The 12,075-nt window shown below is 64.8% G+C and carries 10 protein-coding genes; 4 read left to right on the top strand and 6 right to left on the bottom strand.

All coding sequences use genetic code 11. From position 1 onward, the window contains the following. Positions 1-233: 233 nt before the first annotated feature. Complete coding sequence (locus tag AC1DXX_RS32035) at positions 234-656, bottom strand: DUF4279 domain-containing protein (protein WP_478138233.1); 423 nt, start codon at positions 654-656, stop codon at positions 234-236. A gap of 264 nt (positions 657-920) precedes the next feature. On the opposite strand from AC1DXX_RS32035, the gene AC1DXX_RS32030 reads away from it, so the two are divergent. Next, positions 921-1,190, top strand: coding sequence for a hypothetical protein (locus tag AC1DXX_RS32030; RefSeq protein ID WP_478138232.1), 270 nt, complete (start codon positions 921-923; stop codon positions 1,188-1,190). Between the two features lie 17 nt (positions 1,191-1,207). Here the strand turns inward: AC1DXX_RS32030 and AC1DXX_RS32025 are convergent, their stop codons facing one another. From AC1DXX_RS32025 to AC1DXX_RS32010, 4 genes are all read right to left on the bottom strand, one after another. Beyond that, complete coding sequence (locus AC1DXX_RS32025) at positions 1,208-1,522, bottom strand: toxin-antitoxin system YwqK family antitoxin (RefSeq protein WP_478138231.1); 315 nt, start codon at positions 1,520-1,522, stop codon at positions 1,208-1,210. Between the two features lie 725 nt (positions 1,523-2,247). Continuing rightward, on the bottom strand, positions 2,248-2,778 hold the full coding sequence (locus AC1DXX_RS32020) for a hypothetical protein (protein ID WP_478138230.1): 531 nt from the start codon (positions 2,776-2,778) through the stop codon (positions 2,248-2,250). A gap of 249 nt (positions 2,779-3,027) precedes the next feature. Then, complete coding sequence (locus AC1DXX_RS32015; RefSeq protein ID WP_478138229.1) at positions 3,028-3,897, bottom strand: NmrA/HSCARG family protein; 870 nt, start codon at positions 3,895-3,897, stop codon at positions 3,028-3,030. 47 nt (positions 3,898-3,944) lie between these two features. Further along, positions 3,945-4,880: an NADP-dependent oxidoreductase gene (locus AC1DXX_RS32010; protein WP_478138228.1), complete on the bottom strand. Its 936-nt coding sequence runs from the start codon at positions 4,878-4,880 to the stop codon at positions 3,945-3,947. A gap of 103 nt (positions 4,881-4,983) precedes the next feature. Here AC1DXX_RS32010 and AC1DXX_RS32005 point away from each other — a divergent pair, with 103 nt between their 5' ends. From AC1DXX_RS32005 to AC1DXX_RS31995, 3 genes are all read left to right on the top strand, one after another. After that, positions 4,984-5,859: a LysR family transcriptional regulator gene (locus AC1DXX_RS32005; protein ID WP_478138227.1), complete on the top strand. Its 876-nt coding sequence runs from the start codon at positions 4,984-4,986 to the stop codon at positions 5,857-5,859. A gap of 356 nt (positions 5,860-6,215) precedes the next feature. Then, positions 6,216-6,560 (top strand): hypothetical protein, encoded by a 345-nt coding sequence (locus AC1DXX_RS32000; protein WP_478138226.1) that lies wholly within the window; start codon positions 6,216-6,218, stop codon positions 6,558-6,560. A 92-nt stretch (positions 6,561-6,652) separates the two neighbouring features. Further along, the gene (locus AC1DXX_RS31995) at positions 6,653-7,414 is read left to right on the top strand and encodes a hypothetical protein (RefSeq protein ID WP_478138225.1); all 762 of its coding nucleotides are present in this window, start codon (positions 6,653-6,655) and stop codon (positions 7,412-7,414) included. A gap of 27 nt (positions 7,415-7,441) precedes the next feature. Here AC1DXX_RS31995 and AC1DXX_RS31990 read toward each other — a convergent pair whose 3' ends face one another. Then, positions 7,442-12,025 carry a beta strand repeat-containing protein gene (locus tag AC1DXX_RS31990; protein WP_478138224.1) on the bottom strand — a complete coding sequence of 1,528 codons (4,584 nt, stop codon included), beginning with the start codon at positions 12,023-12,025 and terminating at the stop codon, positions 7,442-7,444. Between the last annotated feature and the right edge of the window lie 50 nt (positions 12,026-12,075).

Raw genomic sequence — 12,075 nt, 5'->3', positions numbered from 1 at the left:
GAAGATCCAGTTCCTCGACGAAGGCGTCGACCACTCGCACCGGGTTGTCTTCGCCGATATAGTCATCAAGACATTCCGGCAACAGCGCGACCTGCTGTCGGTCTTCGCCTTCGATGAATCGCTTCATGGGCACCTCGCTTGAAACGGTGCACCGATTTTATTTTTTGACGGGCGGGACTGGAAGTCTTTTCACACAGCCTCGGCCGAAGTCGGCCGGTGCGTATCGCTGCACTCTACCCGTGTTCGCCTTCGACATCGGAACTGTAGATGTCGACAGACAAAACGATCCCACGCGTGCCAAGGGCGATCATCGTTGCAGGGGAAATCTCGACGCCCTCATTGCTGCCGCTCATGAACCACCCGCAGAACAGATCCACTCGGAAGCGGCCCGAGAGGGCTTGCCAGACGCCCAGATCCGCGGTTGTGCGACGAAGTAGTTCGGAAACCTGCTGATCTAAATTCTCCGGTTCAGTAGCCTCGGCGTCCAGTCGCCACATCCCAGATGCGCGCACCCCAACCCGACTCGGTAAGTGCCACTCGTCGCCCTTGGCGTATGCCGCGGTCGGAAATGTTCTGAGAAGCCTGGTGATTTCGGCCGGTAAGACGTCGTCTCCGATGACTCGAAGCGAGGCCACGGCGCGCTGAAGATTAGCCATCTGCGGAAGGTTTAAGGGGTTCGACGAAGCACTTGCTGCCAACCTCACCAGTCAATCGTCGTGTGCGTTTGCCCTGAAGACCTCACCGTTCTGCGGTGTGGCCGAAGGTCGGCTCTTGGCCGACTGTAGCCGGTTGCGACCGGCGGAGCAGGGCCCAAGCCGGAAGTAGCCGCGACTCGACGAAACGCCGCCAAGCGGGCATTAGTTCGGACTGAGGCCGGTGACGAACGCTATCCTCTCACTCCCAACCGAGGAGCTACTGACATGGGTGCTAGCAAGATTCGCTTTAACGATGTTCCCTATCGACAGGGATTCTTGGAAGTCACCAATATTCACCCTGGTCACATCAACATCGAGACCTGGGAAATTCATCCTGATCTCGACATCTCCGAAAAGCAATTCGACGACAAAGCGATCACCGACGATTGCGTAGTGGCGAACACGGAGATCGAGTTGAGCGTCGAGCAGGCAAAGGCATTGGTTGCAAGCCTTGAAGCCGCTATCGCGAATGCCTCAGAAAGCGGACGTGGTTGAGCGGCAGGTAGTGGCCGTCAGTCGAAATTCGTGCTCGGCTCTTCGGTTCCATCGGGATTCCAGAACCGCCACACACCGACCTCCTTGCCCTCGCGATAGCAGCCCTCTGCTGCAGGCTGGCCGTCCGGATGGAAGTCTCGCCAAAGCCCGTCTTCCTTGCCATCAACGCACTGGCCTTCGGACGACACTGTGCCGTTCTCATGGTACTCAACGAAGAGACCGTGTCGGATCCATCGTGTCCTGTCGGGTGCCATCACCCTGGCATAGCGGAACCTGATGGCTCCCGACTCGTAGGGACTCTCGGCGATGTTGAGGTCAGAGTCGATGGTCACCGCCCTAGCGTCTAAGGCCGAATGACGATCTGTGGCTGGATGACTATTACATCTGGAGGTTCCATGGTCACGTCACGCTGCGGCTCACGGTATCCAGGCTGCGGTGCAGCGTAGTAAGGCGCGGCGTGCTGGCGAGCGCGCGCTGAGCGGCCTTTGCACTTTCGCTCCTCCTTGTACTCGCCGCCTTTTTCCAATTTTCGCTCGACCTTGCATCGTCCGTCCCAGGACTCTTCCTTATATTCACGGTCTCCGTGCCGCCCTGTACCGCGGGCATGGCCACTCTCGTCCTTGTGCGGATCTGCCAATGCGGGAGCAACCAGGCCGCCGGCGAGCAGAGCGGCCAGGGCGAAGGGGCGTAAGAGGCGCTTCATGGTGAGGTCGATCTGTGATTTCTCCCCAGATCGTACCCGGATGCATTAGCGTCTACGTCTGACGCGACGTGTGCGCTGCAAGCTGGCGAACGGCTGGCCCCCACCGGATGGCTTGGACTTGCATGCATCTTGGGCGGCGTCACCGCAATGACATTGCCCACCCGCAGTAGCCGCGTCGGGGTCGGCCTCGATCGATGAACGAGCTAGACGAGGACATAGCAACTGGGCGTGCGGTTGAATGTCTGGTTCTGGCCGTGTCGCGACGCTCGGCGCGATAGCTTGCCCGTCATCCTTGTTTTGATAAGGTCTGGACCCAACCGTCCACRAGCAGGTCGCAGCCACGTACAACGTCCCTCAGAACAGGTGCTCCTCAAGTGAAATCCCCTTCTCTATGGGGCGCTCGATGAAGACATTTTCATGCAGGTTCGGACCAAAGGCGACGTTGTAAGTATGCTGGGTGTACCACTGGTTCCCCGCACTGTGCCTTCCGTTGATATGCAGTTGTGCGACCTCCCCGGGAAGCATCACAAGAATCTTGCTTTTGCGCTCCCGTTTCGGCATGCCGTGAACATCGCCATTCCAAGCGAACCCGATAGAAAGGTTGCCGTCTTGGCACTGTTCAAGTAGCAACCCTTCGATGTTTGTTGGTGGAGTTGGAGCTTGACCGGAGGAAAACGAGGTGCATTCGAATTCACCGGAAGAAGCCTCTGCGTAGTCATGACGTTGGATAACGCTTAAAGAATTGCCATGGCTGTCAAGCAAGAATGCTCTTGGAATCCGGTTGCGCAGAGCTGCCGCAGGGCCGCCGCGGCTGAGCTTCGTCCAGGTAACTGAGACTATTTGTATCGCAAGCAATGGAACACCAATTGATGAAGATTCAGGCATCGGATGGGGCTCCGAACAGCTTCGCGAGCTAGCTGACGAGCCCTCCCTGTCGTGTCGCGTGAATGTTTGCTCGTGGCCGATATTACCCATTCGCGTTTTGCCGCTGAATGCCGGCAACCGCTACACCACGGAACGGATATCAGGTCCCGAGAGCGCATCTTGCGACGATCCCCTGGATACCTGTCCGTGTGCACGAATCAGCAGTGCTTGGGACCTGCGGTCCCGGCTGGCATACGCGAAGCGCGCCGCCTACGACGCGGCAATGGCCTCCTTGACAAAGTCGGTGTACTTGCGCAAAGGCCGCCCGAGGATGCCCTGCAGGCGATCCGCTGCGCCATCCGCACCGTGCATGCCGAACTTCTGGATCCCGGCCATCATCAGGCGCATGTCGTAGGCCAGCCAGGATGGTCCCAATGCGGCCATCTGTCCTTCGAAGGCCGCCACGTCGTCCCCGCCGTAAGCCACTTCGCGACCGAGTGCGGCACTCCAGATCTTGGCCACCGACGCTCCGGTCAACAACTCGGGGCCGACCAGTTCCAGCGTCACGCGTGGTGACGGTGCAGGCGCGCGATCGCGGCGCAGCAGTTCGGCGACGGCGGCATCCGCGATGTCTCGCGCATCGATCATCGCGACGCCCGCTGAGCCGATCGGCATCGGGTAGACGCCGTAGCCCTGGATCACCTGCTGGACCGTGCGCTCGTTCTGCATGAAGTAGGCCGGCCGGAGGATGGTCGCCGGGATGTCGAGGCTTTCGATCATTCGCTCGACCGTGTGTTTGCCCGTGAAGTGCGGCACATTGGTGAACTTGTCCGCATGGATGACCGACAGGTAGACGATGCGCTCGATGCCAGCTTCGCGCGCCAGGTTCAGCGCGACGAGGGCTTGGGTCACTTCGTCGGGCGTGACGGCGTTCAGCAGAAACAGCGTGCGCACCGACGAGAGCGCCGCGCGCACCGAGGGCACGTCGGTCAGGTCGCCGACGACCTCCTTGACGCCGGCCGGAAAGCTTTGCTTTCCGGGTGTGCGAACGAACGCGCTGACTTGTGCGCCGGCACTGGCCAGCCCTTGAACGACGAGGGAACCGATGGTGCCGGTGGCACCTGTGACGAGGATGCTCATGGAAATCTCCAGGGTTGAGGGGGAAACGGTTAGAGGGGAAAGGGCGATCAACGCGAGAAGTCCGCGACGACCTTGCCGATGCGAGGGGCTGTGCGATTGCGTTCGATGGCCGCGGGGAGGTCGTCGAAGCCCACGACTTCGTCGAGCCTCGAGATCAGCGCGCCTTGGGCGATCTCCGCCGCCAGCCGTTCCAGGAGCGCCGCGTCCGGCTTGTTCATGAACCACAGTCCGCGACGGCCGGGGGGCGTGCGGGCAAGGATGTCGGGCGATGACGTGCCGACGATCGCGCCGTCCTTCGCCAGCACCTGCCATGAGCGATCCAGCACTTCGCCGCCGACGTAATCGAGCACCAGGTCGATGTCAGTCGCGACCGATTCGAAGCGTTCGGTCCGGTAGTCGATGACGTGGTCTGCGCCCAGGCTGCGAACGTACTCGACGTGCGCAGTCGACGCCGTTGCGAAGACTACGGCGCCTGCCCGCTTGGCATACTGCACGGCATAGCCACCCAGGCCTCCCGCTGCGCCGTGAATCAGGATTCGCTGGCCTGCGGCGATCGGACCCGCGTGGTGCAAGCTATGCCAGGCGGCCACGGCCGCCACGGGGACGCCGGCCGCGTGCACGTCGTCCAGCCCGTGCGGCGTGCGCACCAGGTTGGCCTCGTCGACGGCCACGAAATCGGCATAGGCACCCAGCCCGCCAAGCGGCCCCATGACGCGATCGCCCACGCGAAAGCGTGAGCTCTCGGGCCCGACCGCCTCGACAACGCCCGCGAGTTCAATACCCAGCACGGCGGGCAGTTGAAGCGGGAAAGCGTCCCGGACGAATCCTTCACGAACTTTCCAGTCGATGCCGTTCACGCCGGCGGCCCGAACGCGGACCAGGACCTGGCCCTGTCCGGCTGTGGGCCTCGCGATCTCGGCGACCTCGGCGGCGGCAGCACCGCCATAGGCCTGGATCAGGACAGCACGTTGAGTGGTGGTCATTTCAATTTCCTCATGTCTAAGTTGCGATGAGCAGAAGATAGGCTGTTGCATTGGTAAAACGAAGATGCGAAGATGAAGACACCTCGTTTCAAATTCGGAACACATGGACCTGAATGCATTGACCGACTTCGCGCTCGTCGCAACGAATGGAGGCCTCGGAAAGGCAAGCCGCGCGAGCGGCAGATCGAAGGCGACCTTGTCCCGGCGCATCGCCGATCTGGAAGAGCAGCTCGGCGTGCGGCTCATCGAGCGCAGCGCCCGCGGGCTCAAGCTCACGGAAGCCGGGCAGATGCTGATGGACCGCACCGAAGGGCCGATGCACGAGGTGGCCGACGCCATGACTTCCGCGCGCGAGGGCTTGTCGGTGCCCCGCGGACGCTTGCGCATCGCTTCGCCGGTGCTGTTCTCGCAGTTGGCGATGGGTCGCATCACCGCCGAGTTCTGCGCGGCCTACCCCGAGGTCACGTGCGAGGTGGTGGCGGACGATCGCCTGGTCGACCTCGTCGAGGAGCAGTTCGACGCTGCGATCCGGATCAATCCAAGCCCCGACAGCAGCCTCGTGGGCCGGTGCTTCGCCAAGGACCGGCTGGTGGTCGTGGCCGCGCCCTCTGTGCCCGTGCCAATCCCAGGCAAGGTCAGCCCGGTTCCCGGCATCGTTTCAACAAGCTTTCAACCCACGAATTGGACGCTCGACGACGGACGCCTTGTCCTGGAGCCGATCCCGAAGCTGAGACTTTCCTCGTTCCTGATGATTCGCGACGCTGCGGTCGCTGGCGCCGGCGCCGCCCTGATACCGCAGTCCATCGCATGGAACCAACTGACGCGCGGAGAACTGGTTCAGTGGGGCATGGTTTCGGGCGTGGAGGTCGCGCTCTGGGTCCTGCATACATCGCGGCGACTTCCTGCGCCGAAGGTTCGGGCGTTTGTCGAATTCATGTGCGAGCAATATCCGCAGGGGTCTCTCGTACTGAACGGCTAGAAGACCGGTTGGTCATCACAAGCAACGAGCGAGCAGGAGAGAAACGAAAGAAAGCAAGCAAGCGTGCGCACTGTTGTCCAGAACTGGTGGATTGGTACCTACGTTGAAGCAGGCCGCATGGGATGAAGCGGACGAAAGTCGGCTGCCGCTCGACTGTAGCCGGACGCACCGCCGTCGCGATCGGGCCTTGGTCTTACTGCGCAACTCACCGATTCACTCGACGGCCTCAGTGCAATAACCTTGCCCTCCCAAACTTGACGGGCGCTATCCACAACGCCTACATTGCCTTCGCCTCGCGATGAGCGAGGTTGGGTTTGGCGGCCCGCTGACATCCTGCGACGAAACCTGGAGGCCCCATGGCCAATGCTTCAAACGCAGGCACCGACGCCGGTTGCTCTTGCGCGTCCTACCGTCCCACCGCCCAATTCAAACCCTTCGAATGGGTCCAAGGCAACCGACTCGATACTTCCCAGCAAAGCCAAGCCGCATTCCTGAACGATGCACGCGACGTGGTGCAGGGCGCGCAAACGCTGGTCCAGTTGCTCGGCTGGGACGAAGACCGGCGCGATGCCGCTTCGTCCGATGCGGACCCCGCGCCGCTCTTCGATGCATGCCAGCGTGACTCGCTGCAGCGGCTTCTCTCGGCAACGCTGGGCCTCCTTCACGCCCGGATCGAAGCGCAGTGCGAGGCGCTGACGTGACGGGGTAGGGCCTTCCTTTCACATCGGCGGTATCTTGTCGAACTTCGGCAATGCCGGATCCAAAAAATCCCATTCATTCATTCATTCATTCAATGGCACTGACACGCGACAACTGGCCCAGCCGGGCAGCCGTCCAGACTTCGCTGGTAGCCCTGTTCGCCCTGCCACCCTTGCCCCCGCCGATCCAGGACTGGTTCGCCTGGTGTCGCCGCATGGGAACTCAGACGCTTGCGCTGGAGGATCCGGACTGGCGCGAGGGTTCGAGTGGCGTGCTCACCGGTCGGGGCGCCGTCGATGTGCCCGGCCTGCTGGCAGAAATGGAAGGCTACCGCTTCATCCTGAACCAGGAGGCGAGTACGCCTGAGCATCTGGTGTGGCACGACGCCGTGGATACGGGCCTGTGGCAGCCGCACTGGGTGGTTCTGCAAAACGCCGACGGCGATCCGTTGATCGGCGACATCAGCCGGCCCGAAGTGCCGGTGCTGTGGGACTGGCACGGGAGCGGACGCTGGTCGCCGCAGCCGCTGTTCCCGAATCTTCAGATGCTGATGGAGCGCATCGAGGTGTATGTGCCACCTCCGCCTCCGCTAATCGACGTTTCGCCAACGGTCTTCTACACGGTGCATCTGACGGCCCTGGGCGTCGAGCCCTTGCGAGTCCTGACAGCGCTCAAGGCGCATCCGGACTACAACCACCTCGCGGGCGCAAGCCTGCTGAAACTCAAGCACCAGCTGCCGTTGCCGCTGCTGCACGAAAGCGTCAGCGTCGCCCTGAAGGATCGCCTTGTCCGCCGCTTCGAGGCGCTGGGCGCTCAGGTGAAGGTCATTGACCGGGTCTTCCAACGCGATGGCTGAAGCGCCGCAACGCGTGTCCGACCCAGTTCAATTGACCGGATCGCAGGTTGGGCCGGTGCTGGCATCGACGGCGATGCCGCAGCTTTCGATGCGCAGCAGCCTCGAGCTGTCTGCGGGGCTGCCGCCGTCGTCGCGCTGGCGGCTGGCAGTGGCCGAGGCCATCTGCTGGGCCACCTGTTGCGCCAGTTGCTGCGCGGTGGTCGGTTGAGAGGAAGAACCAGCACCAGAACCAGAACCAGAACCGCCAGCGCTGATGACGAGCGTGCCGTCCCTGTAGCTGAGGGTGTAGTTGCTCGCGCTCAAGCCACTGGCAGCAATGCTGTAGCTGCCGGCCGTGGTGGCCCCTTGCGAGGTGCCGCCGTAGACCAGGCTGCCGCCGAGCACGCCGCTGCTCTCGCCGGCGACGAAGCCGCTGTAGCTCACGCCATTGCCGCCGCTGTAGGCGCTGCCGTCGGCGGTGCGGCTGTCGTTGTTGGCGGTGACGGTCAGTGCCGCAGGGGTGATGTCGGCCGTGACGGTGCCGAGCACGACGTAGTTGCCGGCGTCGGCCCCGGAGAGTCCAAGGGTCACGGTCTTGCCGGTGCCCACGTTCTTGCTGTCGAAGCTGCCGCTCTGGCTGAAGCTCAGGCTGTCGCCGCCGAGCACGCCKCTCAAGGCGCCGCCGCTGACCGTGGCAGCGTTCGTGCCGTCGTAGGTCTTGCTGGCGGCGCTCGCGCCACTGACCGTGAGCGTGGCCGCGCCGATGTCGGCGGTGGTCGTCACTGTGCTGCTGGCCAGCACGTAGTTGGCCGCGTCGGTGCCGCCCAGGGCAAAGGTCGCGTTCACGCGCTTGGCCGTGCCTGCGTTCTTGTCGGCGAAGCTGGCGTTCTGGCTGAGGCTCAGCGTGTCCCCGGAGACCACCCCGCCCAGGCTTGCGCCGGTGAGCGTGACTGCCGTCGTGCCGTCGTAGGTCTTGCTGGCCGCCGTGGCTCCGTTCACCGTCAGCGAGGCGCGCTCGATGTTCGCGGTGAGGCCGCCTGGCTGCACGAGGTTGTAGTTGCCCGCATCGGCGCCGCCCAAGGTGTTGCCCGTCACGCTGACGCTCTTGCCGGCTCCTGCGTTCTTGTCGGCGAATGCACCGGCGGCCGCGCCGTCCAGCGTCACGCTGTCGCCGTTGAAGGCGGCAATCGCCGCGGTGCCGGTCAGTGTGGCGGTGGCGCTGCCGTCGTAGGTCTTGTCGCGGGCCACCAGGCCGGTGACGGCGAGGTCGGCCTTCGTGATGGTGCCGATCGCCCCGCTGGCGCTGCTGCTGCCCAGCGAATAGCCATACACCGTTGCCGAGCCGTTGCTGGCGCCGCCGATGCTCAGGCCGGTGGCCGTGACGGTCTTCGCCGTGCCCACGTTCTTGTTGTCGTAGTTGCCGGTGGCCGCAGCGGTGACCAGCGTGACGGTGTCGCCATCCACACCCGCGCTCAGGCTGAAGCTGGCGCCGCTCAAGGTCGCGGCAGTCGTTGCGTCGTAGGTCTTGCCAACGCTGCCTGTCAACGACGCCGTGACGGTGGGGGCCAGCCGGTACAGAAAGCCGTTGCCCGAATTCTGGGCGACCGGCGTGCTGCCGTAGACGGCGTTGTACTGCTTGAAGTCGTAGGCCAGGCCGCCGCGCGCGTCGTTGGCCGGATCGCCCGACCAGACCAGCCAGCGCCCCGCGCCGGCGTTGAGCGAGGACGCTCCGGCGTTGTTGACGAAGTTGCGCCCGGCCGCCAGCACCAGCGCATCGCTCGCGGCGCTGCCCGAGGTGACCGTATTGTCCAGCGTCAGATCGCCGGCCGAGCCGGTCGTGCGCACCAGCAGCTTGCCGGTGGTGGTCAGGCCGACCGTGTTCACGGTGCCTATGGCCAGCGCACCGGCCTGGGAATAGCTGGCCTGGCCGGTGTTGCCCGCCAGGGTGCCGACGGCGTTGTCGACGTGGTTCAGGTCGTGGGTGCCGGTGCCCAGCAGCTCCAGGCCCGTGGCCTTGATGGCGGCGGTCTGCACCGCCGTGCCGCTGGTGCTGAGCGTGAGTTGGCCGGCCGTGAGCGTGCCATCGACATGGATGTCGCCCGCCGTGGCAATCAGCTTGAGCGCGTCCTGGCTGTTGCCGAATGCGCTGCCGACCGTGATGCCGGCGCCTGCTGTCAGGCTGACCGTCTGCACGGAGGCGGCGTCGGTCGTGACGCTGATGTTGGCGGTGTCCAGTGCGCCCGTCGTGCTGACGCTGATGTCCCCCGCGGCGCCACTGGTCGTGTAGGCCTGCGCACCGGTGATGGCGCCGGTGTTGACGACATCGATGCCGCCGCTGCCGGTATTGGCAACCGCGCTGAAGGACGCGGCCATGCCGTTGCGCAGCACGATGTCGCCCGTGCCGCTGTTGCTGACCGCAAAGGCGCCGATCTGGTTGGATGCCAGGCCCAGGCTCATGCCGCCATGGCTGCTGCCATTGAAGCTGCCCGCCACGATGGCCTGGCTCTGGACGATGGCGCCATGGGTGTTGGTCAGCGTGGTGGCGCTGGTGCCGGAGTCGATGCCGGCCACGCCGGCCACCGTGCCGACGGTGAGGGGGGCCGCCTTGCCGCTGGTCACCTGGAAGGCGCCGGAAGTGGAGCGGCCGCTGATCGCGTCGATCTGGTTGGCGGCGTTGTCCAGTGTCACCGTCGCACCGGTCGCCTGCAGCTGGCCCACGACGAGGCCCGCCGTCTGGGTGATGGCGCCGGAAGTCTCCAGGCTCAAGGTCGGGACGGACGCCAGCGTGACGGTGCCCGAGTTGCCGCCGCCAACGTCAATGCCGGCGACACTGCGAAGCTGCAACAGAGAGGCCGTGAGGTTGGAAAGCTCGGCGACCGACAGGTTGAGCGCGTTCGCCTCATCGTTGCCGCCCAGGGTGATGAGGCGCGAGTTGCTCGTAGGCGCAATCACCGTGCGGCCGCTGCCGGCGTCGACGGAGGAGTCGATCTTGATCCGGTTGCCGGTCAGGCTGATCTCGCCGCCCGCTGTGCTGACCGATGTACCCACCACCGCGATGTCGGAGGACGACGGGGGCGCGGGCGCCGGAACGCCAGTGCCCCGGATGGCGATGGCGGCGCTGCCCAGCGCGCTCACACTGCCTCCCGCCAGCTGAACGCCCTTCACCCCGGAGGCACTGGGCGCATTGGAGATGCCGGCGATGGCGATGTTCCCGGTTGAAGTCACGGCGCCTTCGAGCAAGACGCCAACCAGGTTGGTTGAAACCGTGGAACTGCCCACGGTGCCGGTGATGTCGAGGCCGCCCGTCCCGGCCACCACTTCGGACGAGGAGCCCATGGACAGGCCAGTGCCGGCGCCACCCAGGAAGTAGGGAAAGAGGACGGCGCCGGTGATCGCGGATCCGGCGAGCACAAGCTTCTTGCTCGCACCGGATCGCACTTCGCCGTTCACGGCCAGGCCGGTGCCGGTGTAGTGCGAAGCAGCGTCCAGTGATCCGCTGAGCATCACATTGCCGCCCGTGCTGGACACCGTGGCACCGTTGGCCACCTCCCCACCCATGCTGCCCGCGCCGAAGTACGGCGCCGGCAATATGGGCTGGGGGCCGGTCACCGTTCCGGCCAGGGCGATGTCGCCGGCACTTGTGATGGTGGTGCCCGCATCCAGGCGGAAGCCGCGTGTCTCCCGGCTCGCGGTGGATCCGCTGGTACTGCCTGTGATGGCGATGGCACCCGCGTCGGCAGAGATCGTCGATTGCGCCACCGCAACACCGGCGGGCGCACCGACGGCACTGGCGCCGCCGCTGGTCAGGCTGCCGCTGATGGTGATGCTGCCCGCGCCCGTGGTCGTCACGTTGGAGCGTGTGGCACCGCTGTTGGTGATTGCTACGGAATGGGTGGCGCTGTCACCCGCAGCGCTGATGACGATGTTGCCGCCCGCCGCGCTGACCGAACTGCCTGCCACTTTCACGGCGCTGCCCGACAGGTTGATGGCACCGCCCGCCGTCTGCAGGCTGGTGTCCGTCAGGTCCAACCCACCCGCAGAGGCGATGGTGATCGTGCCGGTGTCTGCCACGGTCAGCTTGCTGGCCTTGATGGCCTGGCTGGCATTGCCCGTCGACAACTGTACATTGCCGCCGCCGGAGGTCTTGAACTCAAGCGCGGCGCCGTGCGTGCTGCCGGTCAGGTCGATGCCGGTTCCGCCGCTTGCACCGGTGGTCTGGATCGTCAGGCCGACGCCGGGCTGCAAGCTGACGGCGCCCCCGCCGAAGGTGCCGGACGCAGTGATGGTGTCGGTGGCCTGGATCAGCACGTTGCTGCCTGCCGCCTCCAGCGTGTCCTCATAGAGGGTGTCTGCGGCCGAGCCCGTGCCTCCGGCGATCGTCATGCTCACTGGGTCGACCAGCCACGTGCCGGTCTTGCCCGTCTCCGACAGCGTGCTGACCTTCGCCCCGCCGGCCACCTGCACATGCGCGCCGCTGGTCTCGATGAAGCCGCCGTCGTGGGCCCCGCTGGCCGAGGCGTCCAGCGTGCCCGCCACCTTGACGGTGCCGCCGTTGAAGCCGCCCAACAACAGGATGGTGCCGCCCGCGGCGTCGATGCCCTTGGCTTCGATCACGCCCTCGTTGTTGACCACCGTGTTCAGCAGTCGATCACGCCCTCGTTGTTGACCACCGTGTTCAGCAG

The sequence above is a fragment of the Variovorax sp. P4_B10 genome (genome assembly GCF_056402375.1).
Note: the sequence above shows the minus strand (reverse complement) of the source record. Positions and strands in the feature narration are given on the sequence as shown.

Bases quoted from the DNA above. Each gene is read 5' to 3' on its own strand.
- AC1DXX_RS32035 (WP_478138233.1), bottom strand. From the start codon at position 656: ATGGCTAATCTTCAGCGCGCCGTGGCCTCGCTTCGAGTCATCGGAGAC.
- AC1DXX_RS32030 (WP_478138232.1), top strand. From the start codon at position 921: ATGGGTGCTAGCAAGATTCGCTTTAACGATGTTCCCTATCGACAGGGA.
- AC1DXX_RS32020 (WP_478138230.1), bottom strand. From the start codon at position 2,778: ATGCCTGAATCTTCATCAATTGGTGTTCCATTGCTTGCGATACAAATA.
- AC1DXX_RS32015 (WP_478138229.1), bottom strand. From the start codon at position 3,897: ATGAGCATCCTCGTCACAGGTGCCACCGGCACCATCGGTTCCCTCGTC.
- AC1DXX_RS32010 (WP_478138228.1), bottom strand. From the start codon at position 4,880: ATGACCACCACTCAACGTGCTGTCCTGATCCAGGCCTATGGCGGTGCT.
- AC1DXX_RS32005 (WP_478138227.1), top strand. From the start codon at position 4,984: ATGGACCTGAATGCATTGACCGACTTCGCGCTCGTCGCAACGAATGGA.
- AC1DXX_RS32000 (WP_478138226.1), top strand. From the start codon at position 6,216: ATGGCCAATGCTTCAAACGCAGGCACCGACGCCGGTTGCTCTTGCGCG.
- AC1DXX_RS31995 (WP_478138225.1), top strand. From the start codon at position 6,653: ATGGCACTGACACGCGACAACTGGCCCAGCCGGGCAGCCGTCCAGACT.